Here is a 23,100-nt window from a genome sequence, read left to right as displayed (position 1 = left end):
ATGGCGTTGCGTATCAACGACGTTGCCCCCGACTTTACCGCTGACACCAGCGAAGGCGAAATCCACTTCCATGACTGGCTGGACGGCAAGTATGCCATCATCTTCAGCCACCCCAAGGACTTCACCCCGGTCTGCACGACCGAGTTTGGCGCCGTGGCACGTCTGGCCCCTGAATGGGAAAAGCGCGACGTCAAGGTTCTGGGCGTCAGCGTCGACAGCGCGGACGAGCACCGCAAGTGGAAGCGCGACATCGAGGCGTTTGCCGGCACCCCGGCCGATTTCGCTATCGTCGACGACACCAGCCTGACCGTCGCGAAACTGTATGACATGCTGCCGGCCGAGGCCTATCTGCCCGACGGCCGCACGCCGGCCGATTCGGCGACCGTGCGCACGGTCTACATCATTGGTCCTGACAAGAAGGTCCGCCTGATGATGACATATCCGATGTCCGTCGGCCGCAATTTTGCCGAGATCCTGCGCGCGCTCGACGCCGTGATGGCGACCGATGGCGTGCCGATCGCCACCCCGGCCGACTGGCAGCCCGGCGAGGACGTGATCGCCGCCCTGTCCCTGAACGACGAGCAGGCCGAGCAGCGGTTCGGCAAAATGGACAGCAAGTTGCCCTACCTGCGCTTCGTGAAACAGCCGGCGCTGGGCTGAACGATGTCGGACCGCCCCCTCGGGCGGTCCCTGATCCGCCTCGGCGCGATGGCGCTGGGGCGGGATCGGGCCCATCGCCAGGATATCTGGCCGGGCCTTGCGATTGACCGCGCCGCGGGCACGACGGTCTGGCACCGCCGGCCGCTGTGCCCTCTGTTGCCGCTGTCGGCCATCGTGACCACCGCACGGGACCTGATCGCCATCATCGGCACCGGCCCCTCGCTGGCCAACCAGCATCCGGAGCGTCTGCCGCCCGGATCAGCCATATTGCTCAACGGCGCGGCCAGCCTCGCCTCGAGTCTCGCGCCACTGGGGGTCATGGTCGAGGACGAGCGATTCGTGTTCCGACACCATGCGATGCTGGCCGGCCTGCAGGCAGGCGTGCCGCTGATGCTGTCGCCCGCAGCGCTGCGTGCCCTTGCAGAGCGAGCGCCCGACCTGCTGCGGCAGGGGCGGCCGGTGGCGCTGATCGACAATCTGGCTAAGCCGGTTAACGCCGCCCGCCGTTCGCTCGACGATCCGGCACTGGACGGCATCGTGACGCGGAGCGAGGGCGCTGCGCTGTCGCTGCAGCCTGACCGGGGCGTTGTGATCACAGGCACCGTGGCCTTCAGTGCGCTGCAGGCAGCGCTCGCCGCGCGCCCCGCCGAGATCTTGCTGGCCGGAATCGACCTTGGCAATGCTGCGAAGCCGCGGTTTTACGAGACTGCCGCGGACAGTGCGCCCTCCGGCCTGACCAAAGGGCTGCCGCGGATTCTGGCTGGCTTTGCGCTTGCCCTGCGCGAGGCAGGCGGCACGCGGCTGGCCTGCACTTCTCCGGTGTCGGCCTTGCTGGCCTTGGGCTATCCGCGCGACGTTCGGCTGGACTGACGAGCCATCAGCGGCTGGGTCGGGTCACCACGAACGAGGCGACGGCGAGGCAGATCGCAGCTTGCGTTCCGATCAACCAGACCGGCATGCCCAGCCAGATCGCGATGCCCACCCCCGACGCCATGGCCAGCACCGCCCACAGCTTTGCGGTCTTGCGAATCGCCCCGCGCTCGACCCAAGCACGGATCGGCGGGCCATAGGCGGGGTGATTCAGGATTCGGGCGCGGAGGGCAGGGGACGAGCGCGAGAAACACCAGACCGCGACCAGCAGGAACGGCACCGTCGGCATGACCGGCAGCACGACCCCGATCACCCCCAGGGCCAGTGCCGCCATTCCGCCCCAATGCCAAAGCCGCTGCTGCACACCGCACCTGATCCGGTTTCCCCGGACCGCACATAACCTTCCCAGGCGAAACGACAACCGCTTAGCGCTGCTGCGGGACGCACGTCTGTGCGAGTCGCGGGAAGTCCCAGTGAGCGGGCAATCAGCCCGCCAAGGCGCGCAGGATCCCGTTCAGCACCGGCCGGCCCGCAGCGGTCGCGGCCAGGCGGTCGCCGTCCGTCCGCACCAGACCCAGATCCGTCAGATCGGCCAGCGCCGGCCCCGGCGGCGCCCAGCCCATCGCGGCCAGACGGCCGAGCGATACCCCTTCGGACAGGCGCAAGCCCATGAGCAGGTATTCGACCGCGCGCTCGGGCGCTGGGATTTCCTCACGCAGGCTCTCGCCACTGCCCGTCCTCTCGACGGCCGCAAGCCACTGACCCGGCGCCCGGTGCGCCTCGGTCGCGATGCGAGTGGCCCCCAGGGTCAATCGGCCGTGCGCGCCGGGGCCGATGGCGGCCCAGTCGCCTTGCCGCCAGTACACCAGGTTATGCCGGCTTTCGGCACCAGGCCGGGCGTGGTTCGAGACCTCGTAGGCCGGCATCCCCGCGGCAACGCAAACCTCCTGCGTGTCTTCCCACAGGTCGGTGCCGAGGTCCTCGTCCGGCAAACCGCGCAATCCGCCACAGGCGTGGCGAGCACCAAAGGCGGTCCCCGGCTCGATCGTCAACTGGTAGAGCGAGAGGTGATCAGCGGCCATCGCCAGGGCCTCGCGCAGTTCGGCCCGCCATGCGGCCCGGGTCTGGTCCTGGCGTGCATAGATCAGGTCAAAGCTGATGCGCGGAAAGGCGGCGCGGGCGATATCAAAGGCAGCGCGCGCCTCGGCCGCGCTGTGCAGGCGCCCCAACCGGCGCAGGTCGGGATCGTTCAGCGACTGGATACCCATCGACAGACGGTCAACGCCGGCATCGGCATAGCCGCGAAACCGCCCGGCCTCGACGCTGGTCGGATTGGCCTCGAGCGTGATTTCGCAGTCATTGGCCAGGGGCCAGGCGGCTCGCGCGGCCTCGATGACTGCCGCCACCGTCTCGGGCGCCATCAGTGAGGGCGTGCCCCCACCGAAGAAGATCGAGCCGAGGACACGGCCGGGCAATTCTGCCGCCAGCCGGGCGATTTCCGTGTTGTAGGCGGTCGCCCAACGGGACTGGTCGACCGAGGCGGTGACGTGGCTGTTGAAGTCGCAATAGGGGCATTTCGCCGCGCAGAATGGCCAGTGGACGTAGAGGCCAAAGCCGCCGTGCCGCCAGTCCTGCGCGTCGGACAGGCGCACAGGGTCTGAGAGGCTGCGGTCGGCTGCGGGCATTTCAGGGGCCTTGGTCGCGGCGCGCGCGATGCGCTGGGCAGAGGGTTCAGGTCAACCGCGCAGGGCCGTGACCTCGATTTCGATCAGCATCTCGGGGCGGATGAGGCCAGCGATGACCATCGTGGCTGCCGGGCGGACCGGACCCAGCCAATGCGCCAGAACCGGCGCCGCCTGCTCGATCAGGGCGGCATCCGTCAGCGTATACTGGACGCGCACCACGTCGGACATGGCGAAGCCGGCCTCGGCCAGCGTCTTGTCGATAGTGGCAAAGGCGTTCTGTGCCTGGTCCGCCACCCCTTCGGGCATGGTCATCGTGGCGTAGTCGTAGCCGGTGGTGCCGCTGACAAAGCACCAGTCGCCCTTGATGAGTGCCCGGCTGTAGCCGAGCGTTGCCTCGAAGGGCGAACCGGAGGAAATGGTGCGGGTGCTGGACATGGTCACCTTTCAGAGCCGGGCATGGTCGGGGTCGATCACCAGCATCCCCTGCCGAAAGGCCGGGATTTCGGTCGCATCGGGCCAGAACTCGCGCTGCGATACAAGCTGCCCGTTGGCGATCGTGTGAAACGTGATCACACGCGCGAGGATCCCCAGCGGCAGGTTGGTCACGCGCATGTCGGTAACGACTTCGTTGCCGCCATCGACCAGCGCCATTTCCTCGAACTGCCAGTCACCGTCGCCGAGGAAGGCGGCCTGAACTTCGGCAAAGCGGGCGCTGGGTATGACCTCGCCAGTTTGCGGCCAAAGGGTGAAGGCATCCGGGGCCATCAGGCTCGCAGCGGCGGTCCAGTCATTGGCCGACATTGCCCGCCAGAACTGCCGGACCAGGTCGGCCGAGGCGCTCACAGAGCGGCTACCAGCTTGCGGAAGGCATCGGCGCGATGGCTGATCGCGTTCTTTTCTTCCGCCGACATCTCGGCAAACGTGCGCCCATCGCCGGCGTCGGGCACAAAGATCGGATCATAACCATGCCCCAACGCGCCACGCGGCGGCCAGACCAGATGGCCGGTGGCGAGGCCCTCGAATACCCGCTCGGTGCCATCGGGCTGCAGCAGAACCAGGGTGCAGCGGAATTGCGCGGTGCGCGGCTCGGGCACGCTGGCCGCCTCCAGTTCGGCCCAGGTGCGGGTCATCGCCTGCATGAAGTCGCGCCCGTTCGGTGTCTCGGCCCAATCGGCGGTGTAGACACCCGGCGCGCCGCCCAGCCCGTCGACGGTGATGCCGCTATCGTCGGCCAGCACCGGCAGGCCGGTCGCTGCCATCGCCGCCTGCGCCTTGATGCGGGCATTGCCGAGAAAGCTGTCTTCGGTCTCGGCCGGCTCGGACAGGCCCATGTCGGCCGCGCCCACGACCTCAATGCCGCGCGGCGCGAAGAGGGCGCGCATCTCATCCAGCTTGCCGGCATTATGGGTAGCGATCAGCAGCTTGTTCCACGTGAAACAATTGCCCGCCCCCAGCACGGCCGCCCCCGCGCTCATCCCAAGGCCGCCTTTTGCGCGGAAACCAACTGGGCGACACCTGCTTCCGCCAAATCCAGCATCTGGACCATCTGCACGCGCGAGAAAGCGGCGCCCTCGGCTGACATCTGCACCTCGATCAGCTGCCCCGCGCCGGTCATGACGAAATTGCCGTCGGTCCCGGCCTCGCTGTCCTCGGGATAGTCGAGGTCCAGCACCGCCTGCCCGGCATAGATTCCGCAGGACACCGCCGCGACGTGATCGAGGATCGGGTCGCCCAGCACCTGCTTGGCCGCGATAAGCTTGTTCACGGCCAGGCGCAGCGCAACCCAGCCGCCGGTGATGGCGGCGCAGCGGGTGCCGCCGTCGGCGTTCAGTACATCGCAGTCGACCACGATCTGCCGCTCGCCCAGGGCGCGGCGGTCGACGCCGGCACGCAGGGCGCGGCCGATCAGGCGCTGGATCTCGACCGTGCGGCCGCCCTGCTTGCCGGCCGCGGCCTCGCGCCGGGTGCGGCTGGTGGTGGCACGCGGCAACATGCCGTATTCGGCGGTGACCCAGCCCTGGCCGCTGCCCTTCAGGAACGGCGGCGGGCGGTCCTCGATGCTGGCGGAACACAGCACTTCGGTGCCGCCAACGCGGATCAGGCAGCTGCCTTCGGCGTTGCGCTGGACCCCGGTCTCGATTGCAATGGGGCGCAACTCGCTTAACTCTCGGCCGGAGGGGCGCATGTGGGTCGTCCTTGCTGTCGGGTTTGCCCGGCCCCGATACAGGGGCCCGAGGCGCATCCGCAAGCCTTACGGAGCTGTCTGCCGATGACAACGCCTGCCTCTGCCCTGCTGGCCGACCTGAACAGCCGCTCGCGCGAGGTCTTTCGCCGCGTGGTCGAGAGCTATTTGCAGACCGGCGATCCGGTCGGCTCGCGCACGCTGCAGGGTTCGCTCAGCGAGCAGGTCTCGGCCGCGACCATCCGCAACGTCATGCAAGATCTCGAAGCGATGGGACTGCTGGACCATCCGCACACCTCGGCCGGGCGCCGGCCCACGCATGTCGGGCTGCGCCTCTTCGTCGATGCATTGATGGAGGCCGGCCCGGTTGCCGCCACCGACCGCGCCGCGATCGAGGCGACACTGGGACCGGCCGCGGATCCGTCGATCCTGCTGGACCGGATGGGCATGGCCCTGTCGCAGTTGACTCAGGGCGCCTCGCTGGTGCTGACCCCCAAGCAGGAAGCGCCGATCCGGCACATCGAATTCGTCAGCCTGGCGCCAGATCGGGCCCTGGTCGTGCTGGTGTTCGCCGATGGCCGGGTCGAGAACCGGGTGTTCACCCCACCGCCCGGACAATCTGCCAGCTCGATGCGCGAGGCGGGTAACTTCATCAACGCCCATGCCCGCGGCCGCACGCTGGCCGAGCTTGCCGCGCATATCCAGACCCAGGTGACCGAGCGCCGAGCCGAGATCGACAGCCTCGCAGCCGAGTTGGTCGCATCGGGGCTGGCGCTGTGGCAGGGCGGCGAGGCGTCAGAGCCACGGCTGATCGTGCGCGGCCAGGCGAACCTGCTGGCCGAGGACGCGGCCGACCTTGACCGCATCCGCGTGCTGTTCGACGATCTGGAACGCAAGCGCGACATCGCCGAATTCCTGTCGCTCGCCGAGGAGGGCGACGGCGTGAGGATTTTCATTGGAGCCGAAAACAAGCTGTTCTCACTTTCGGGTTCCTCTCTGGTTGTTTCGCCCTATATGAATGCCGATCGCAAGATTGTCGGTGCGGTTGGCGTCATCGGTCCCACCCGGTTGAATTACGGGCGGATCGTTCCGCTGGTCGATCTGACCGCGCAATTGGTGGGCCGCGCCTTGTCAGGCCGGCATGAGTAAGAAAGCTGAGAGCATGAGTGATGCGCCGATGGACGACCCGCTGAACCCCGACGGGATGCCCCTGGACCAGAGCCCAGAGCCCCTGGCGGCCGAACTGGACGAGATGCGCGACCGCTGGATGCGCGCCCTCGCCGATGCCGAGAACGCCCGCAAGCGGGGCGAGCGGGACCGTCGCGAGGCGGAACAATACGGCAGCTCGCGCCTCGCGCGGGACCTGCTGCCAGTCTACGATTCGCTGCAGCGCGCGATCGAGATGCCGGACGAGGCCGCCCGCGCCGCGGCCGGTGCGTTGATCGAGGGGGTCGAGCTGACCCTGCGCGAGCTCGACAAAGTCTTTTCCAAGCACGGCATCACCGTCATCAAGCCCGCCATTGGCGAACGCTTCGATCCAACCATCCACGAGGCGATGTTCGAGGCCTCGGTTCCCGGCACCCGCGCGGGCGACATCATCCAGGTAATGGGCCACGGCTTCCTGCTGCACGACCGCCTGCTGCGCGCGGCGCAGGTTGGCGTCAGCTCGACCCCGGGCCAGTAGGCACGTTTAGCGGGCGGCAGTGGCCGCCCGCCCCCGCAGCCGCTTCTATCGCGTGGAGGTTGACCCAAGCCCTGCCTGAGGCCGGGTTGGGTGTTGCCCTCGGCAGCTCATTCCCCTTTAGTCACAGGTCAGTGAATTCGAGGGGGACCTGTAATGACATTCAACTTCAAGCCGCTGGCCGCTGCTGTGGCGCTGGCTCTGTCCGTCACCGGTGCAGCGGCGCAAGAGATGCAGTTCTTTCGCATTGGCACCGGCGGCACGGCCGGGACCTATTACCCTATTGGCGGGCTGATCGCGAACGCGATCTCTGCACCGCCCGGCTCCCGCGCTTGCGAGGACGGGGGGGCCTGCGGCGTGCCGGGCCTGGTCGCCTCGGCGCTGGCCTCGAACGGTTCGGTCGCCAACGTCAACGGCATCATTGGCGGGACGCTGGAATCGGGCTTTGCCCAAGGCGACGTCGCTGCCTGGGCCCAGACCGGCACCGGCATCTGGGAGGGTCAGCCGGCCGCCGACAAGCTGCGCGCCATTGCCAACCTTTACCCGGAATCGATTCACCTCGTCGCCTCGCAGGCCTCGGGGATCAAGTCAGTCGCCGATCTTAAGGGCAAGCGCGTGTCGCTGGACGAGCCGGGCTCGGGCACGCTGGTCGATGCCCGCATCATCCTGGAAGGCGCCGGGCTGACCGAAAAGGACATCACGCCCGAATTCATGAAGCCTGACGCGGCCGCCGACCGGATGCGCGACGGGGCGATGGACGCGTTCTTCTTTGTCGGCGGCTATCCGGCGGGCGCGATTGCCGAGCTGGCGAGCCAGTTGCCGGTGACCATCGTGCCGATCGACGGCGCGGCTGCTGACAGCGTGACGGGCAAGTACACCTTCTTTGCCCAGGACACTGTCCCCGCCGGCACCTACAAGGGTCAGGATGCCGACGTGAAGACCCTGTCGGTCGGCGCCCAGTGGGTCACCTCGGCCGACCAGCCCGAAGAGCTGATCTACCAGATCACCAAGGCGCTGTGGAACGACGCCACCCGCGCCCAGTTCGACGCCGGCCACGCCAAGGGCAAGATGATCCGCAAGGAGACCGCGCTGAACGGCCTTGGCCTGCCACTGCATCCCGGCGCCGAGCGGTACTACCGCGAAGCCGGCCTGCTGAAGTAACAGCGCTGAGGCGCGCCTTTGCGCGGGGCCGCCATCGGCCCCGCGCCTCGCGAGCGAGACCCGCAACGGTCGGCGCCGCGATCTTCAGCCCGCACGACCAGCGAGAACAGCCCGATGTCCAAGCCTGAACTCTATCCCCAGCTTTCCGCCGATGACCTGCAAAGGATCGAGGAAGAGTTCGACCCGGAGATGCGCTTTCGCCAGCTGCTCCGCCCCGTCGCGACGCTGACCGGCTGCCTGCTGTTCCTGCTTTCGGTCTATCACTTCTACACCGCCGGCTTTGGCATCCCGCGCGCGACCACGCACCGCGGGTTGCACCTCGCGGTGACGCTTTTCGTAATCTTTACCTCCTTCGCCGCAGGCCGCAGCCGCGGGGTTCAGCACGGGCCGCTGACGCTGCTTGGCCTGCCGCTGATCGATTGGGCCCTTGCGCTCGCAGGGGTCGTCGCCTCGCTCTATGTGCCGTGGATCTATGACCAGTTGGCCTTCCGCGTCGGCAACCCGCTGCCATTGGACCTGATCATGGGCACGACCCTGATCATCGTGTTGCTGGAGGCGACGCGGCGCTCGATGGGCTGGCCGCTGCCGGTGATCGCGATCCTGTTCATGGCCTACGCCTATTTCGGCCGCTCGATGCCCGGGGTGCTGGTCCATCCGGGCGCCAGCTGGTCCAACATCGTCAACCACCTCTATCTGACCTCGCAGGGCATTTACGGCACGGCGCTGGGGGTGATCGCAACCTATGTGTTCCACTTCGTGCTGTTCGGCGTAATGGCGACGCGGATCGGGCTGGGGCAACTGTTCATCGACGTGGCCAGTGCCGCCGCCGGGCGATATGCCGGCGGGCCAGCCAAGGTATCGGTCCTCAGCTCGGCCCTGCTCGGCTCGATCACCGGCTCGTCCATCGCCAACACGGTGACCACCGGCGCGCTGACCATCCCGGCGATGATCCGCGTCGGCTACCCGCGCCACTTCGCGGCGGCGGTCGAGGCCTCGGCCTCCACCGGCGGTCAGATCACCCCGCCGGTGATGGGCGCAGTCGCCTTCCTGATGATCGAATACCTTGGCGTTCCGCTGACCACGATCCTGATGGCGGCCATCGTGCCGGCCTTCATGCATTTCTTCGGCGTGCTGGTGCAGGTCCATCTCGAGGCAAAGCGGCGCGGCCTGCGCGGCCTGCACCCGGAGGAGTTGCCGAACGCATGGCGCGTGCTGCGGGCCGGTTGGCTGACGCTGGTGCCGCTGATTATCCTGATCGCGGTGCTGATGTCGGGCCGCACCCCCTTCGCCGCCGCCTTCTGGTCGATTACCGCCTGCATCGCCGTGCTGCTGTGGCAGGAGATCAGCAGCCGCGGCCTGACCCGGGGCCTGCAAGCCGCCGCCCACGGCCTTTTCGAGGGATTTGTCCTCGGCGCCCGGCAATCGCTGTCGGTAACGGCCGCGGCGGCCCTTGTCGGGGTCGTGATCGGTGTCGTCACCCTGACCGGCGTCGGCTTCAAGATTGCTTACATGGTCACCGGCCTCGCCGCAGACTGGGCGAGCTCGGTGCACGGACTTCTCGCGGCGCTGCCATTCGAGGTGATGGGCGTGCCGACCCTGACGCTGCTCTTCACGCTGCTGCTGACGGCCGTGGTCTGCGTGTTGATGGGCTGCGGCATCCCCACCACGGCCAACTACATCATCATGGTCGCCGTCGCTGCCCCGATCCTCGGGCTGCTGGGGGTCGAGGCGCTCGTCGCGCATTTCTTCGTGTTTTATTATGGCGTTCTGGCCGATGTGACGCCGCCAGTCGCGCTTGCGGCCTATGCCGCCGCGGGGATTGCCGGCGCGAACCCTTTCCACGCCGGCAATACGGCGTTCCGTCTGTCCATGGGCAAGGTGCTGGTGCCGTTCGTTTTCGTGTTCCAGCCGGCCCTGCTGCTGGTCACCCAGGACTTTACCTGGGCCAATTTCGCCCTCGCCTTCTTTGGCGCCGTGTCAGGGATCTTCACCCTCTCGGCCGCGGTTACCGGCTGGATGTTCTCACGCCTGTGGGGAATCGAGCGGGCGTTGCTGGCGATTGCGGCGATCCTGCTGATCGCGCCTGACCTGACCGCCACGCTGATCGGCCTTGCCCTCGCACTGCCCATCGCCGCCCGCTCGCTCATGATCGGGCGACGGGCAAATCCGCAGCTCGCGACCTGACCGGCCTGTCGGCAACCATACTTGAGGGCGGCGCGCTGCCTCCTCCTTAAGGCCCACCCGTCCCCCTTTTCCTTGAATTCGGGCACGGTCCGGGCAAGCCTTCCTTGCGGGGCAGTATGCCCGCCTTCCTGGGGAGGAGGATTCGATGGACGATATTTCCGCTGCCAAGGCCGGCGCCGGAGGGCGCTCGGCTGCGCTCGATCTCAGCCATCTGAAGGCCGACTGGCCACTCAAGGACCGATATGACAACTGGATCGGGGGCAAGTTCGTGCCGCCGCAGTCGGGCCGCTATTTCGATAACGTGACGCCCATCACCAACGAGGTGCTGTGCCAGATCGCCCGCTCGGACGCTGCCGAGGTGGAACTGGCGCTGGACGCCGCCCATGCCGCCCGCGAGGCCTGGGGCAAGACATCGCTGGCCGAGCGCAGCAACATCCTGTGGCGCATCGCCCAGCGGATCGAAGACAACCTGCAGACGCTGGCGATTGCCGAAACGCTCGATAACGGCAAGCCGATCCGCGAGACGATGGCCGCCGACCTGCCGCTGGCAGTGGATCACTTCCGCTATTTCGCCGGGGTGATCCGGGCCGAGCAGGGCCACATCAGCGAAATCGACGCGACCACCTACGCCTATCATTTCAAGGAGCCGCTGGGCGTCGTCGGCCAGATCATCCCGTGGAATTTTCCGCTGCTGATGGCGACCTGGAAGATCGCGCCCGCCCTCGCCGCGGGCAACTGCATCGTACTGAAGCCTGCCGAGCAGACCCCGGCCAGCATCATGGTGCTGATGGAACTGCTCGCTGATATCCTGCCGCCGGGCGTTCTGAACGTGGTCAACGGCTTTGGCCTCGAGGCAGGCAAGCCGCTGGCCTCGTCCAAGCGGATCGCCAAGATCGCCTTTACCGGCGAGACCACCACCGGCAGCCTCATCATGGGCTATGCTGCGGACAACATCATCCCCGTCACGCTGGAGTTGGGGGGCAAGTCGCCCAACATCTTCTTTGCCGACGTGATGGACCATGACGACGCCTTCTTTGACAAATGTCTGGAAGGTTTCGCCATGTTCTCGCTGAATCAGGGCGAGGTCTGCACCTGCCCGTCGCGCGCCCTCGTCCAGGCCTCGATATTCGATGCCTTCATGGAACGTGCGGTGGCGCGGGTGAAAAAAACCAAGGCGGGCAACCCCTTGGATCCCTCGACCATGATCGGCGCCCAAGCCTCGACCGAGCAGATGGACAAGATCACGTCCTATCTGAAGATTGGCCGGGACGAGGGCGCCAAGGTGCTGACGGGCGGCGATGTCGGCGCGATCACTGGCATCGACAACGGCAATTTCATCCAGCCGACGGTATTCCAGGGCGACAACTCGATGCGCATCTTCCAGGAGGAAATCTTTGGTCCCGTCCTGGCGGTCGCCCCGTTCGAGGACGAGGCCGAGGCGCTGCAGATCGCCAATGACACCAACTACGGCCTCGGCGCCGGGGTGTGGACGCGGGACGGCAGCCGCGCCTTTCGCATGGGCCGCGGCATCCAGGCGGGCCGGGTCTGGACCAACTGCTACCACGCTTACCCGGCGCATGCGGCCTTTGGCGGCTACAAGAAATCCGGCATCGGGCGGGAAAACCACCTGATGATGCTGGACCACTATCGCCAGACCAAATGCATGCTGGTCAGCTACAGCGACGACGCGCTGGGGTTCTTCTGAAAAATGCCGCGCAGGGCCGGGTTGCGAGGCCCGGCCGGCGCTACTAGCTTGGCGTCGATCTGGGGCGTGCGGGTCACCCGCGCGCCCTTGCCACGAAAGGACCGACGCCATGCTGCGCCACCGCCTCGATGATGACGACGATGATGACGACGACGACCAGCCGGGCGAGCGCCGCGAAAAGCAGGACGAGGAAAAGGGCGAAGGCCTGGGACTTCCGCAGACCGGCGCGATCGACAAGCTGTATTTCAAATCGCGCACGGTGATCGTCGCCGGCACCATCAACGACAAGCTGGCCCAACGCACTGTCGCCCATCTGCTGGCGCTGGCCGAGGAAAGCGACGCGCCGATCAACATGCTGATCAGCTCGCCCGGCGGTCATGTCGAATCGGGCGACATGATCCATGATGTGATCCGCTTTATCCGGCCCGTGGTGCGGACTATCGGCTCTGGCTGGGTGGCCTCGGCGGGCGCGTTGATCTTTATCGGCGCCCAGCGCGAGAACCGCTACTGCCTGCCGAACACGCGCTTCCTGCTGCACCAGCCCTCGGGCGGAATCGGCGGGACCAGCAGCGACATGATGATCCAAGCCGAACAGATCCGGCAGATGCGTGATCGCCTGAACAAGATCTTCAGCGAGGCCACCGGCCAGCCCATCGAGCGGATCGAAAAGGATACCGCCCGGGACTTCTGGCTGACGACGCAAGAGGCGCTGGACTACGGCCTGCTCGGAAAGATCATCCGAACGGTCGACGACCTGGGCTGACGTCTCGGCAACACGCCTGACGCCGGCCTAGGTGGCCGGCGTTTCCATTTTTGGCTAGAGGCCCAGCCCTTCGTCCGCGCCGATCATCAGGTTGAGGTTCTGGACCGCCGCGCCCGAGGCGCCCTTGCCGAGGTTGTCCAGCACCGCGACCAGCACGCCGCCCCTGGCATCGTCACCATGAACTGACAAATCTATGAAATTGCTGCCGTTCAACGCCGTCGGGACGACCCGCCCGGCATAGTCCCCGGCGCCCCGCACGCGCACGAAGCTCGCCGCGTCGTAATGCGCCCGCAGCGCATCGGTCAGCCCCGCGACCGTCCGCCCGTGCAGATGCAGCGGCACCTGCACCACCATGCCTTGCGCGAAACGACCGACCGAGGGTGCAAAGACCGGCCGCCCCGTCAGGCGCGCATGGGCGACGATCTCGGGCAGGTGCTTGTGGCTCTGCCCCAGAGCGTAGACGAAGAAATCGGGCGCCTCGCCGGTCTTGAATTCTGCGATCAACTCCTTGCCGCCGCCGCTGTAGCCGCTGACCGCATTGATCGTCAGGTCCTCTTCCGGGGCGATCAGCCCGGCGGCAACCAAGGGCGCCAGCAGGGCAATGGCGCCGGTGGCATAGCAGCCCGGGTTGCTGACCCGCTGTGCCGCAGCGATTCGGGCGCGGGCGTCGGCCGTCAGTTCCGCAAAGCCATAGGCCCAGCCCTCGGCCACGCGGTGGGCGCTCGAGGCGTCGATGATCCGCACCGGCAGGTCGGCCGCAAACGCAGCCGCCTCGCGCGCCGCGGCGTCGGGCAGGCACAGAATGGCGACATCGGCCTCGGCAAATGCCGCGCGGCGCGCCTCGGGGTCCTTGCGATGCGCGGAATCGATGCGAACCAGGTCGATGTCGGACCGTCCCGCCAACCGCTCGCGAATCTGCAGGCCGGTGGTTCCAGCCTCGCCGTCGATAAACACCCGCGCCATGCTTGCCCCTTCCTGTGCGACCGGCTGCCGCACCGTCTTGCATTCGCCGTGTCATAAGGCGAGGCTCCGCCGAGCACAACAAATGGGGCCAGAATGGATCGCGATATCATCGTCATCGGCGGCGGCATGGCCGGCATCAGCCTAGCTGCGCGGCTGGCGGAAACCGCCCGTGTCACGGTGCTGGAAACAGAAAGCCGGCCCGGCCACCATTCCACCGGACGATCGGCGGCGATCTTTATCCTCAACTACGGTGGCGCTGTCCTGCGCCGGCTGAACCAAGCGTCCCAGCCGTTCCTGCTGGATCCCGCCGAAATCAGCGAGACCTCGCTGCTGACCCCGCGCGGCGAGTTGCTGGTCTGCGGCCCCGGCGAAGGCGCGGCCTTTGCCGCCTACCTTGATGGCGCCGCTGACATGGAGCGGATCAGCGTGGCCGATGCCGTGGGCATGGTGCCGATCCTGCGCCCCGAGCGCATCGAGGATGCCGCCTACGAGCCCGCGGCCCAGGACATCGACGTGGACCGCATGCTGCAGGGCTTCCTGCGCCTGCTGCGCCGCCGCGGGGGCGAGCTTGCCGTCGGCGCGGGCGTCACCGGCATGTCGCGCGAGAATGGCGTCTGGAAGGTCACCACGATGGCCGGCGAATGGCGCGCACCGATCGTGGTGAACGCCGCCGGCGGCTGGGCCGAGACCGTGGCCGTCATGGCCGGCGCAAAACCCCGCGGCCTGCGTCCACTGCGCCGCTCGGCCGCGCTGATCCCGGCGCCCGCCGGTCATGACGTCAGCCGCTGGCCGATGGTCGCGAATGCCGGCGAAAGCTGGTATGCCAAGCCCGACGCCGGCAAGCTGATGATCTCGCCCGCTGACGAGGATCCGGTCGAGCCCCATGACGTCTGGGCCGAGGAAATGGTTCTTGCCGAGGGCCTCGCCCGGTTCGAGGAGGCGGTGACCATCGAGGTCACGCGCGTCGAGCATACTTGGGCTGGCATGCGCACCTTTGCCCCCGACCGGACCCCGGTTATTGGCTTTGACGGCGAGTTGGACGGGTTCTTCTGGCTGGCAGGCCAAGGCGGCTATGGCATCCAGACTGCGCCCGCGGTCTCTGCCCTTGCGGAAGATCTGATCCTGGGACGCAAGTCCGAACTGACGGAAAATCTGGCCGAGTCGGTCTCGCCCCTGCGCGCGGGGCTGCACCCGCATTGAGGCGACCGCGTTAACTGGTTCTTAACAATTCCGGCCCTAACGGCGCGATTCGCGCTTATGAGCAAGCTCTGATTCCCTGGGATTTGGGTTGCTCGCATGTTCATGATGGCCGGGTTGATGGCGATGCTGCTGGGCGGGGCGATGTCCGGCATCACCCTGTCCGCGCGTGACGACGATGAGGACGATCAGCCGATCGACTTCTGGCAGGACCAGCAAGGTGACACGGACACGGGCGAGAACTCCGCGCTGCCGGACGGCGGCGCGGAGGAGAGCTACACCCATGACGATGACGACATGGGTGATGATGCCGAACCCGAGGGCCCCCAAGGCCAGCATCTCGAAGGTGGCGAGGGCATCGACCTGCTGGGTGGAGATGCGGGTGACGACGTGGTGATCGGCCATGGCGGCGGCGACCTGCTGTCGGGCGGCATCGGTAATGACCGGATCGAGGGCGGCGCAGGCAACGACACTCTGCGCGGCGATGACGGCGCGACCTGCGGCCCTGACGGCCGCGACACGCTGGATGGCGGTGACGGCGATGACGAGATCGCCGGGCAAGGCAATGATGACGTTATCACGGGTGGGGCCGGCAACGACCGTCTGTTTGGCGGCGACGGAGCCGACCACATTGATGGCGGCGCTGGCAGGGACGAACTGAATGGCGGCGCCGGCAACGACACGCTGACCGCAGGGACCGGTGCGGATGACGATTTGTCCGGCAACGACGGGGATGACGTAATTGAAGGCAATGCCGACCCGGGGCGCGCATGGCTGCATGGCGGCAGCGGCGCCGACACCGTCACCGGCAGCGCCGGCGACTGGATCGAGGGTGGCGAGGGCGCCGACATCCTGCGCGTTCATCAGGGCGATGCGAACACCGTCATCGGCGATTTCGACCCGCTCGAGGATCGCCTGCACCTGGTGATCGAGGACCGCCCCGGATATCATCCACAGCTCGGCCTGACCGCCGACGGCAAGGATGCGGTCGTCACGCTGGACGGGCACACTGTCGCGCGGATTGCGGGCGGCGCCGGCCTGAACTTGGGCCACCTCGTCCTCGAGCGGATCGGCCCAAGCTAGGACGGTCGGTCGGGGCTTTTCTTTCCCGGCGAATCCCCGTATCAGCCGCCATCCACCACTCGGGTGGACAGCCTCCACGGGCCTTGCTGGACGACATCCCGGCCTGCGCCATCACCCTTTTATTCAGGAGACCCCGATGTCGATCACTGTCGAAGAAAAAGCCCGCGTCATGCAGGAATACGCGACCAAGCCCGGCGACACCGGCTCGCCAGAAGTACAGGTTGCGATCCTCAGCTCGCGCATCGCGACACTGACCGGGCACTTCAAGACCCACAAGAAAGACAACCATTCTCGCCGCGGGCTGCTGATGATGGTCGCCCAGCGCCGTAAGTTGCTGGACTACCTCAAGGCAAACGACGAATCGCGCTACACCGCGCTGATCGGCCGGCTGGGCCTGCGCCGCTAACCCTGCCACAGATATACTCGACCTCGACGCCCGTGCTTTGCAGCGCGGGCGTTTGGCATGACGTGCAGATCCCTTTCCAAATGGCGCATTTTGCTGTATGCGCCGCCGATCTGCGACGTGACGCCCCCAGCCTCCGGGCACATGCAATCAGGATTGGAGGCGGCGGCAATGGGGCCGCCGTGAAACGAGGGACCGGCAGGGGCCGGCGCCCTTTGAGGATATCAGATGTTTGATGAAGTGACGAAATCCATCCAATGGGGCCAGGACCTCCTGACCCTGCAGACGGGCAAGGTTGCCCGCCAGGCGGATGGCAGCGTGATCGCCACGCTGGGCGAAACCTCGGTCATGGCCAACGTGACCTTCGCGCGCGAGCCGAAGCCGGGCCAGGACTTTTTCCCGCTGACCGTCCACTACCAAGAAAAAACCTACGCTGCCGGCAAGATCCCCGGCGGCTTTTTCAAGCGCGAAGCGCGCCCGTCCGAGAAAGAGACGCTGACCTCGCGCCTGATCGACCGTCCGATTCGCCCGCTGTTCGTGCCCGGCTTCAAGAACGAAGTCCTGGTGATGTGCACCGTGCTGTCACATGACCTGGTGAACGATCCCGACATCGTCGCCATGATCGCCGCCTCGGCCGCGCTGACCATCTCTGGCGTGCCGTTCCGCGGCCCGATCGGGGCGGCCCGCGTCGGTTTCAGCAACGGCCAGTACGTGCTGAACCCGGAAGTCAGCGACATGGACAACCTGCGCGGCAACCCCGAGCAGCGGCTGGACCTGGTCATCGCCGGCACCCGTGACGCCGTGATGATGGTCGAATCCGAAGCCTACGAGCTGACCGAGGCCGAGATGCTGGGCGCGGTGAAGTTCGGGCACGAGCAGATTCAGCCGGTGATCGACCTGATCGTCGAGCTGGCCGAGGCCGCTGCCAAGGAGCCCTTCGACTTCCGTCCGGCCGACACCTCGGCCATCAAGAACCGGGTCAAGGAACTGGGCGAGGCCGCCATGCGCGCCGCCTATGCCATCCACGACAAGACCGAGCGCCGCGACGCCATCGAGGCGGCCAAGGAGCAGGTCAAAGCCCAACTGACCGAGGCCGAGTTGGCCGAGGCCGGCCTGGGATCGGCCTTCAAGGCGCTGGAATCCTCGATCCTGCGCGGGAACATCACCCGCGGTGGTGCGCGGATCGACGGCCGGGACAACAAGACCGTCCGACCGATCGACGTGGAAGTCGGCATCCTGCCGCGCACCCACGGCAGCGCGCTGTTCACCCGCGGTGAGACCCAGGCGCTTGGCGTGACCACGCTCGGCACCGGTGACGACGAGCAGATCATCGACGCGCTGCACATGAACTCGCGCTCGAACTTCCTGCTGCACTACAACTTCCCGCCCTATTCGGTCGGTGAGGTCGGCCGGGTCGGCAGCCCGGGCCGCCGCGAAATCGGCCACGGCAAGCTGGCTTGGCGCGCGCTGCAGGCGGTCCTGCCCGCGCCGACCGACTTCCCCTACACCATCCGTGTGGTGTCGGAGATCACGGAATCGAATGGCTCGTCCTCTATGGCTTCGGTTTGCGCCGGCTCGCTGTCGATGATGGACGCGGGCGTGCCGCTGAAGGCGCCGGTTGCCGGCGTTGCGATGGGCCTGATCCTCGAGGACGACGGCCAATGGGCCGTTCTGACCGACATCCTGGGCGACGAGGATCACCTCGGTGACATGGACTTCAAGGTGGCCGGCACTGAAAGCGGTATCACCAGCCTGCAGATGGACATCAAGATCGCGGGCATTACCCCCGAGATCATGGAGCAGGCCCTGGCGCAGGCCAAGGACGGCCGGCTGCACATCCTGTCCGAGATGAGCAAGGCCCTGACCGAAGGCCGGCGCGAGTTCAGCGCCCATGCCCCGCGGATCGAGACCATGCAGATCCCAACGGACAAGATCCGTGAAGTGATCGGCTCGGGCGGCAAGGTCATCCGCGAGATCGTCGAGGTTTCGGGCGCCAAGGTCGACATCAACGACGACGGGGTCATCAAGATCGCGTCGGCCAACGCCCAGGCCATCAAGAAGGCCTACGACATGATCCATTCGATCGTGGCCGAGCCGGAAGAAGGCAAGATCTACACCGGCAAGGTGGTCAAGCTGGTCGACTTTGGCGCCTTCGTGAACTTCTTTGGCAAGCGCGATGGTCTCGTTCACGTCAGCCAGATCAGCGGCAAGCGCCTTCAGCATCCGAATGAGATTCTGAAGGAAGGCCAAGAAGTTAAGGTCAAGCTTCTGGGCTTCGACGACCGTGGCAAGGTCAAGCTCGGCATGAAGATGGTCGATCAGGAAACTGGCGCGGAAATCGTTCCAGAAAAGGCCGAAGCCGAAGCCTGATTGTTATCACTGAATATGGAAAGCCCCGGACTTCGGTCCGGGGCTTTTTGTTTGGCGGACTATGGGAAGCCTCTCTGGTGGGCGCGAGGTGGGCTCGGTGAGGCCACCAAGGTGGCTTACGCCGTCCCACCCAGAAGAGCGCAAAGCCGATCCAGTTGTTCCAGATCGCGATAGGTGACGCTCAGCTTGCCGCCATCTTGGCCGGCATGCTCGATGCGGACCCGCATCTTCAAAGTTGCGCTGAGGTCGCCCTCCAGCGCCCGGGTGTCGGCGTCCTTGTCGCGCTTCACCTGGGAAGGGTTCGTCGACTTGCGCGCACCCTGCGCGAGTTGCTCCACCTCGCGCACGGACAGACCGCGCTCGATGACGCGACGTGCCAGCGCTGCTGGGTCCTTCGCTGTGACCAGCGCCCGCGCGTGGCCTGCGGTTAGCGTTCCTTCGCGGACCATATCCTGAACAGCATCGGGCAGCGTCAGCAGGCGCAATTGGTTGGCAACATGGCTGCGGCTCTTGTGCAGGGCCTCGGCCAGTTGTTCCTGCGTGTGTCCGAACCTGTCCATCAGTTGGCGAAAAGCCGCAGCCTCTTCGACTGCACTCAGGTCGGCACGCTGGATGTTCTCGATAAGCGCAACTTCTGCGACCTCGGCATCGGTAAATTCTCGAATGATAACAGGAACATCGTGTAGCTGCGCCTGCTGCGCTGCGCGCCAACGGCGCTCGCCCGCAACGATCTGGTAGAGCGCACCATCCTCGCCGTGGGGCCGAACGATGAGCGGCTGCAAAATGCCACGGCTCCGAATCGACGCGGCGAGTTCGTCCAACGCTTCGGGTGCAAAGCGGCGGCGCGGCTGGTCCGGGTTGGGCACGACCTGCTCGATCGGGACGCTGCGATGCGCAGGGGTGCTGGTCGCGTCGGTGGCATCCGAGCCGAGATCCGCCATCAGCGCAGTCAGGCCACGGCCTAACCCGCGACGTTCAGGTTTGACGCTCGCCATCACGTTCCTCGCTTGTTGTCGATGCGGCCTAGATATTCCGCCGCCAGCGCCCGATACGCTTGGCTGCCGCGAGATTGCGGGTCGTAACGCAGTGCCGACAGGCCATGAGAGGGTGCCTCGGACAGGCGCACGTTGCGGGGAATGATAGTATCAAAGACAACGCCGCCCAGCGTAGCCCGTGCGTCCGCTTCGACTTGCTGGGAAAGGTTGTTGCGCCCGTCCAGCATCGTCAGGACTACTCCATCCAGGCGGAGCGCCGGGTTAGCGCTGCGCCGCACCTCCCGCAGGGTCAGCATAAGTTGCGACAGCCCCTCAAGCGCGTAGAACTCGGTCTGCAAAGGTACCAGTAGGCCGTCGGCCGCGACAAGAGCGTTGAGAGTCAGCAGACCCAGCGTGGGCGGACAGTCGATGATGGTGATGGTTTGGCCGTCGGCGGTGGCGCGCAGGGCCGTGCGAAGCCGGTGCAGGCGGCCGCTACTGACACCGAGTTCCAGATCCAGCGAGGACAGGTCGGCCGTGGCCGGGATAAGGCTAAGCCGGTCGACGGAAGTCGACACCGACGCGTCGTCCCGCGTGGCCTCACCTGTCAGCAGATCGTAGGTCGTTACGTCACGGTCATCCGCCGCGATCCCCATTCCGGTTGAGGCGTTTCCCTGAGGGTCGAGATCCACCAAGCGGACAGTATGCCCAGAATCCGCAAGCGCCACAGCGAGGTTGACGGCAGTAGTCGTCTTGCCGACGCCGCCTTTCTGGTTTGCGATCGCTATGATCCTACCTTTACCGGGCATGGATGTCCCTGATCTCTAGCACGGCAGCCTCTGGCTGAGTCTTGCTTGGATGCGCTGTAAGCTCAAACTGCCAGCTTAGCTGCGCAGCCGCGACCTCTTCGCGCCAATTGCGTCCCTTGGGCAGAAGGGCGGTTCCGGACGGCCCCAGATGACGTTCGACATATGTCATGAGCTTTGGCAGCGGGGCAAGGGCGCGGGCGGTGAGTGTTGAGGCGCCCAGCCCGGAAATGACCTCAATCCGTTCAGCGATCACTCGCGTTTGTTGGATCTCCAGTGTGCGTATGACGTGTCGCAGGAACGCAGCTTTCCGCTGATCTGATTCGACCAACACTGTCTCTGTTTCCTGAGAGGGCAGTGCCATCGCGATAACCAAACCCGGAAGGCCGCCACCTGTCCCGAGATCCGTCCAGATTGGGCCCGGTGATGGCCGGAGATCGAGGAGTTGCAAGCTGTCTTCGATGTGTCGCTCCCAAGCGTCCTCAATCGTCGCGGGGGCAACGAGATTGATCTTTGCGGACCAGTTCTTCAGCAACTCCAGATAGGCTTGCAAGCGCTTGGATGTTTCACGTGAAACATTCATGCAGTTCGCTGCCGCGCGTGGAGAGATAGCAGCGCGAGCGCTGCGGGGGTCATGCCCTCGATCCTCTGTGCGTCTGCCAGGGTCTTGGGGCAATGATCCCGGAGCTTTGATTTCAGCTCGGTCGATAGGCCTGGAAGGCTCGCCGGGTCGAAATCCTCAGGTAGCCTCACCGAGGCGTCGCGCTTGAGATTTTCGATCTCCCGCTTCTGACGCTCGAGGTAGGGGGCGTAGGTCGCATCGATCTGCAACTGAGCGATCGTCGCGGTGGCGAAATTATCCAACTTGCCCAGGCTCGCCAACGCATCCCGCCCCCCGGCGAGACCAAGCACCTCCACCCCCGTCCGCATCTCGGCTGAGGCAAAGCCCACCGAAAGCAGTTCCCGGGGCGCTATGGTCGCGGACAATCCCGCCGAGGCTTTGCCCAGAGCCGACATCTTTTCCTCGAAAGCGTGTGCGCGCTCGGCTCCCACACAACCCAGCGCCATCCCAGCCGGAGTGAGGCGCTGATCGGCGTTATCGGCGCGCAGGGTCAGTCGATATTCAGCCCGGGACGTGAACATGCGGTAGGGTTCGGTAACGCCCCGGGTGATCAGATCGTCGATCATGACGCCAATGTAGGCTTGGTTTCGCCCGAGGGTGACCGGTGAGCGTCCCAGCGCCGTCAAAGCGGCGTTGAGGCCGGCGACGAGCCCTTGGGCTGCCGCCTCTTCGTATCCGGTTGTGCCGTTGATCTGGCCGGCGAGGTATAGCCCTGGCAGCGCTCGGAGCTGCAGTTCTGCCGTCAGCGCGCGCGGATCAATATAATCGTACTCGACCGCATAGCCCGGCTGGAGAATGCGCACGTCTTCGAGTCCAACTAGGGTGCGGACATAGGCCTCTTGCACCTCCTCGGGCAAGCTGGTCGAAATCCCGTTGGGGTAGATGGTGTGGTCGTCCAACCCCTCGGGCTCCAGAAAGACCTGATGACTGGTCTTGTCCGCGAACCGGGTGACCTTGTCCTCGATCGAGGGGCAATAGCGCGGGCCCACCCCCTCGATGTGGCCGCCGTACATCGCCGAGCGATGCAGATTGGCGTGGATGATTTCGTGGGTGTGCGGGTTGGTCGCCGTTACGCCACAATCAACCTGCTGATTACAGGTTCTTTTCGTCAGGGTAGAGAGGAACGATGGCTCCTGGTCCCCGGGCTGCGTGCCGACGCGATCCCAATGAATCGTACGACCATCCAGTCGCGGCGGGGTGCCGGTTTTAAGACGCCGTGTGTTTAAACCCAGATCCCGCACCTGGGCCGCGAGGCGCTGCGAAGCGTCGCTGTCCCAACGACCCGCTGGCCGCGACCAGTCACCGATATGGATGGTACCCCCGAGAAACGTACCCGTCGCTAGGACCACGGATGGCGCGCCCAGTCGCGCTCCCTCCACAAGCTGGATCCCACTGACCCGCCCGCCAACGACTTCCAGCCCGGAAACCTCTCCTTCGACAACGGTGAGCTTTGGGAGGGCGGCGACCGCATCGGCGGTTGCTCGGCGATAAAGCTTGCGGTCCGTCTGGGTCCGCGGGCCCTGAACGGCCGCTCCCTTGCTGCGATTCAGCAACCTGTACTGGATCGCCGCCGCATCACCGAGTCGCCCCATCAGACCGTCAAAGGCGTCGATCTCCCGGACAAGATGACCCTTGCCTATCCCGCCAATAGCAGGGTTGCAGGATAGCGTCCCCAGGTCGGAACTACGAAGGGTGACCAGGGCCACCCGCGCCCCGACGCGAGCTGCGGCAGCGGCAGCCTCGACGCCGGCGTGCCCGCCGCCAACCACGATGACGTCAAAATGTTTCACG

The 23,100-nt window shown here is 66.1% G+C and carries 23 protein-coding genes; 12 read left to right on the top strand and 11 right to left on the bottom strand.

Features of this window, described 5'->3' with window-relative positions; translation table 11 throughout:
• Together DRW48_RS03855 and DRW48_RS03850 are read left to right on the top strand one after the other, a co-directional pair.
• Complete coding sequence (locus tag DRW48_RS03855) at nucleotides 1-660, top strand: peroxiredoxin (protein WP_114075271.1); 660 nt, start codon at nucleotides 1-3, stop codon at nucleotides 658-660.
• A gap of 3 nt (nucleotides 661-663) precedes the next feature.
• Entirely contained in the window at nucleotides 664-1,530 is an 867-nt protein-coding gene (locus tag DRW48_RS03850) for a glycosyl transferase (RefSeq protein WP_114075270.1), read from the top strand.
• 7 nt (nucleotides 1,531-1,537) lie between these two features.
• On the opposite strand, the gene DRW48_RS03845 is transcribed toward DRW48_RS03850, so the two are convergent.
• The 6 genes from DRW48_RS03845 to rph form a co-directional block, all read right to left on the bottom strand.
• Nucleotides 1,538-1,864: a YbaN family protein gene (locus DRW48_RS03845; protein ID WP_114075269.1), complete on the bottom strand. Its 327-nt coding sequence runs from the start codon at nucleotides 1,862-1,864 to the stop codon at nucleotides 1,538-1,540.
• 151 nt (nucleotides 1,865-2,015) lie between these two features.
• Nucleotides 2,016-3,215 (bottom strand): radical SAM family heme chaperone HemW, encoded by a 1,200-nt coding sequence (hemW, locus tag DRW48_RS03840; RefSeq protein WP_114075268.1) that lies wholly within the window; start codon nucleotides 3,213-3,215, stop codon nucleotides 2,016-2,018.
• Nucleotides 3,216-3,266: 51 nt separating this feature from the next.
• Nucleotides 3,267-3,650, bottom strand: a complete 384-nt coding sequence (locus DRW48_RS03835) for a RidA family protein (RefSeq protein WP_114075267.1) — start codon at nucleotides 3,648-3,650, stop codon at nucleotides 3,267-3,269.
• Nucleotides 3,651-3,659: 9 nt separating this feature from the next.
• Nucleotides 3,660-4,058 (bottom strand): nuclear transport factor 2 family protein, encoded by a 399-nt coding sequence (locus DRW48_RS03830; protein ID WP_114075266.1) that lies wholly within the window; start codon nucleotides 4,056-4,058, stop codon nucleotides 3,660-3,662.
• Nucleotides 4,055-4,690, bottom strand: coding sequence for an RdgB/HAM1 family non-canonical purine NTP pyrophosphatase (rdgB, locus tag DRW48_RS03825; protein WP_114075265.1), 636 nt, complete (start codon nucleotides 4,688-4,690; stop codon nucleotides 4,055-4,057). The genes DRW48_RS03830 and rdgB overlap by 4 nt, the downstream gene beginning before the upstream one ends.
• Nucleotides 4,687-5,400 (bottom strand): ribonuclease PH, encoded by a 714-nt coding sequence (rph, locus tag DRW48_RS03820; protein ID WP_114075264.1) that lies wholly within the window; start codon nucleotides 5,398-5,400, stop codon nucleotides 4,687-4,689. Before rph ends, rdgB begins: the two co-directional genes overlap by 4 nt.
• 84 nt (nucleotides 5,401-5,484) lie before the next feature.
• Between rph and hrcA the strand changes: the two genes are divergently transcribed.
• The 6 genes from hrcA (at nucleotide 5,485) to DRW48_RS03790 (ending at nucleotide 12,891) form a co-directional block, all read left to right on the top strand.
• The gene (gene hrcA, locus DRW48_RS03815; protein WP_114075263.1) at nucleotides 5,485-6,546 is read left to right on the top strand and encodes a heat-inducible transcriptional repressor HrcA; all 1,062 of its coding nucleotides are present in this window, start codon (nucleotides 5,485-5,487) and stop codon (nucleotides 6,544-6,546) included.
• Nucleotides 6,547-6,559: 13 nt separating this feature from the next.
• Nucleotides 6,560-7,081 (top strand): nucleotide exchange factor GrpE, encoded by a 522-nt coding sequence (locus tag DRW48_RS03810; RefSeq protein WP_422385746.1) that lies wholly within the window; start codon nucleotides 6,560-6,562, stop codon nucleotides 7,079-7,081.
• Between the two features lie 153 nt (nucleotides 7,082-7,234).
• Nucleotides 7,235-8,239 carry a TAXI family TRAP transporter solute-binding subunit gene (locus DRW48_RS03805; protein WP_114075261.1) on the top strand — a complete coding sequence of 335 codons (1,005 nt, stop codon included), beginning with the start codon at nucleotides 7,235-7,237 and terminating at the stop codon, nucleotides 8,237-8,239.
• Nucleotides 8,240-8,353: 114 nt separating this feature from the next.
• Nucleotides 8,354-10,423, top strand: coding sequence for a TRAP transporter permease (locus DRW48_RS03800; RefSeq protein WP_114075260.1), 2,070 nt, complete (start codon nucleotides 8,354-8,356; stop codon nucleotides 10,421-10,423).
• 145 nt (nucleotides 10,424-10,568) lie between these two features.
• Entirely contained in the window at nucleotides 10,569-12,128 is a 1,560-nt protein-coding gene (exaC, locus tag DRW48_RS03795; protein WP_114075259.1) for an acetaldehyde dehydrogenase ExaC, read from the top strand.
• Between the two features lie 109 nt (nucleotides 12,129-12,237).
• The gene (locus DRW48_RS03790; RefSeq protein ID WP_114075258.1) at nucleotides 12,238-12,891 is read left to right on the top strand and encodes an ATP-dependent Clp protease proteolytic subunit; all 654 of its coding nucleotides are present in this window, start codon (nucleotides 12,238-12,240) and stop codon (nucleotides 12,889-12,891) included.
• 54 nt (nucleotides 12,892-12,945) lie between these two features.
• Here DRW48_RS03790 and argC read toward each other — a convergent pair whose 3' ends face one another.
• Nucleotides 12,946-13,854 carry an N-acetyl-gamma-glutamyl-phosphate reductase gene (gene argC / locus DRW48_RS03785; RefSeq protein WP_114075257.1) on the bottom strand — a complete coding sequence of 303 codons (909 nt, stop codon included), beginning with the start codon at nucleotides 13,852-13,854 and terminating at the stop codon, nucleotides 12,946-12,948.
• Between the two features lie 93 nt (nucleotides 13,855-13,947).
• Between argC and DRW48_RS03780 the strand changes: the two genes are divergently transcribed.
• The 4 genes from DRW48_RS03780 (at nucleotide 13,948) to pnp (ending at nucleotide 18,907) form a co-directional block, all read left to right on the top strand.
• Nucleotides 13,948-15,054, top strand: a complete 1,107-nt coding sequence (locus DRW48_RS03780; RefSeq protein ID WP_114075256.1) for an NAD(P)/FAD-dependent oxidoreductase — start codon at nucleotides 13,948-13,950, stop codon at nucleotides 15,052-15,054.
• 96 nt (nucleotides 15,055-15,150) lie between these two features.
• Nucleotides 15,151-16,134 (top strand): calcium-binding protein, encoded by a 984-nt coding sequence (locus DRW48_RS03775; protein ID WP_114075255.1) that lies wholly within the window; start codon nucleotides 15,151-15,153, stop codon nucleotides 16,132-16,134.
• A 136-nt stretch (nucleotides 16,135-16,270) separates the two neighbouring features.
• Nucleotides 16,271-16,540: a 30S ribosomal protein S15 gene (rpsO, locus tag DRW48_RS03770; protein WP_114075254.1), complete on the top strand. Its 270-nt coding sequence runs from the start codon at nucleotides 16,271-16,273 to the stop codon at nucleotides 16,538-16,540.
• A 225-nt stretch (nucleotides 16,541-16,765) separates the two neighbouring features.
• Nucleotides 16,766-18,907, top strand: coding sequence for a polyribonucleotide nucleotidyltransferase (pnp, locus tag DRW48_RS03765; RefSeq protein WP_114075253.1), 2,142 nt, complete (start codon nucleotides 16,766-16,768; stop codon nucleotides 18,905-18,907).
• 116 nt (nucleotides 18,908-19,023) lie between these two features.
• On the opposite strand, the gene DRW48_RS03760 is transcribed toward pnp, so the two are convergent.
• From DRW48_RS03760 to mnmG, 4 genes are read right to left on the bottom strand one after another with little or no spacing between them, the layout of a single operon-like run.
• The gene (locus DRW48_RS03760; protein ID WP_114075252.1) at nucleotides 19,024-19,902 is read right to left on the bottom strand and encodes a ParB/RepB/Spo0J family partition protein; all 879 of its coding nucleotides are present in this window, start codon (nucleotides 19,900-19,902) and stop codon (nucleotides 19,024-19,026) included.
• Nucleotides 19,902-20,690, bottom strand: coding sequence for a ParA family protein (locus DRW48_RS03755; RefSeq protein WP_114075251.1), 789 nt, complete (start codon nucleotides 20,688-20,690; stop codon nucleotides 19,902-19,904). Before DRW48_RS03755 ends, DRW48_RS03760 begins: the two co-directional genes overlap by 1 nt.
• Nucleotides 20,680-21,270, bottom strand: coding sequence for a 16S rRNA (guanine(527)-N(7))-methyltransferase RsmG (rsmG, locus tag DRW48_RS03750; protein ID WP_114075250.1), 591 nt, complete (start codon nucleotides 21,268-21,270; stop codon nucleotides 20,680-20,682). Before rsmG ends, DRW48_RS03755 begins: the two co-directional genes overlap by 11 nt.
• Nucleotides 21,267-23,099 carry a tRNA uridine-5-carboxymethylaminomethyl(34) synthesis enzyme MnmG gene (gene mnmG / locus DRW48_RS03745; protein WP_162784667.1) on the bottom strand — a complete coding sequence of 611 codons (1,833 nt, stop codon included), beginning with the start codon at nucleotides 23,097-23,099 and terminating at the stop codon, nucleotides 21,267-21,269. The genes rsmG and mnmG overlap by 4 nt, the downstream gene beginning before the upstream one ends.
• Nucleotide 23,100: the final 1 nt, after the last annotated feature.

Source organism: Paracoccus suum (assembly GCF_003324675.1).
In the GTDB taxonomy this organism is placed as follows: domain Bacteria; phylum Pseudomonadota; class Alphaproteobacteria; order Rhodobacterales; family Rhodobacteraceae; genus Paracoccus; species Paracoccus suum.
Note: the sequence above shows the minus strand (reverse complement) of the source record. Positions and strands in the feature narration are given on the sequence as shown.

Bases quoted from the DNA above. Each gene is read 5' to 3' on its own strand.
- DRW48_RS03775 (WP_114075255.1), top strand. From the start codon at position 15,151: ATGTTCATGATGGCCGGGTTGATGGCGATGCTGCTGGGCGGGGCGATG.
- argC (WP_114075257.1), bottom strand. From the start codon at position 13,854: ATGGCGCGGGTGTTTATCGACGGCGAGGCTGGAACCACCGGCCTGCAG.
- DRW48_RS03800 (WP_114075260.1), top strand. From the start codon at position 8,354: ATGTCCAAGCCTGAACTCTATCCCCAGCTTTCCGCCGATGACCTGCAA.
- DRW48_RS03780 (WP_114075256.1), top strand. From the start codon at position 13,948: ATGGATCGCGATATCATCGTCATCGGCGGCGGCATGGCCGGCATCAGC.
- exaC (WP_114075259.1), top strand. From the start codon at position 10,569: ATGGACGATATTTCCGCTGCCAAGGCCGGCGCCGGAGGGCGCTCGGCT.
- DRW48_RS03835 (WP_114075267.1), bottom strand. From the start codon at position 3,650: ATGTCCAGCACCCGCACCATTTCCTCCGGTTCGCCCTTCGAGGCAACG.
- DRW48_RS03760 (WP_114075252.1), bottom strand. From the start codon at position 19,902: ATGGCGAGCGTCAAACCTGAACGTCGCGGGTTAGGCCGTGGCCTGACT.
- hrcA (WP_114075263.1), top strand. From the start codon at position 5,485: ATGACAACGCCTGCCTCTGCCCTGCTGGCCGACCTGAACAGCCGCTCG.
- rsmG (WP_114075250.1), bottom strand. From the start codon at position 21,270: ATGAATGTTTCACGTGAAACATCCAAGCGCTTGCAAGCCTATCTGGAG.
- rdgB (WP_114075265.1), bottom strand. From the start codon at position 4,690: ATGAGCGCGGGGGCGGCCGTGCTGGGGGCGGGCAATTGTTTCACGTGG.
- DRW48_RS03790 (WP_114075258.1), top strand. From the start codon at position 12,238: ATGCTGCGCCACCGCCTCGATGATGACGACGATGATGACGACGACGAC.
- DRW48_RS03850 (WP_114075270.1), top strand. From the start codon at position 664: ATGTCGGACCGCCCCCTCGGGCGGTCCCTGATCCGCCTCGGCGCGATG.
- rpsO (WP_114075254.1), top strand. From the start codon at position 16,271: ATGTCGATCACTGTCGAAGAAAAAGCCCGCGTCATGCAGGAATACGCG.
- DRW48_RS03805 (WP_114075261.1), top strand. From the start codon at position 7,235: ATGACATTCAACTTCAAGCCGCTGGCCGCTGCTGTGGCGCTGGCTCTG.
- rph (WP_114075264.1), bottom strand. From the start codon at position 5,400: ATGCGCCCCTCCGGCCGAGAGTTAAGCGAGTTGCGCCCCATTGCAATC.
- DRW48_RS03855 (WP_114075271.1), top strand. From the start codon at position 1: ATGGCGTTGCGTATCAACGACGTTGCCCCCGACTTTACCGCTGACACC.
- hemW (WP_114075268.1), bottom strand. From the start codon at position 3,215: ATGCCCGCAGCCGACCGCAGCCTCTCAGACCCTGTGCGCCTGTCCGAC.
- DRW48_RS03755 (WP_114075251.1), bottom strand. From the start codon at position 20,690: ATGCCCGGTAAAGGTAGGATCATAGCGATCGCAAACCAGAAAGGCGGC.
- DRW48_RS03845 (WP_114075269.1), bottom strand. From the start codon at position 1,864: ATGGCGGCACTGGCCCTGGGGGTGATCGGGGTCGTGCTGCCGGTCATG.
- pnp (WP_114075253.1), top strand. From the start codon at position 16,766: ATGTTTGATGAAGTGACGAAATCCATCCAATGGGGCCAGGACCTCCTG.
- DRW48_RS03810 (WP_422385746.1), top strand. From the start codon at position 6,560: ATGAGTGATGCGCCGATGGACGACCCGCTGAACCCCGACGGGATGCCC.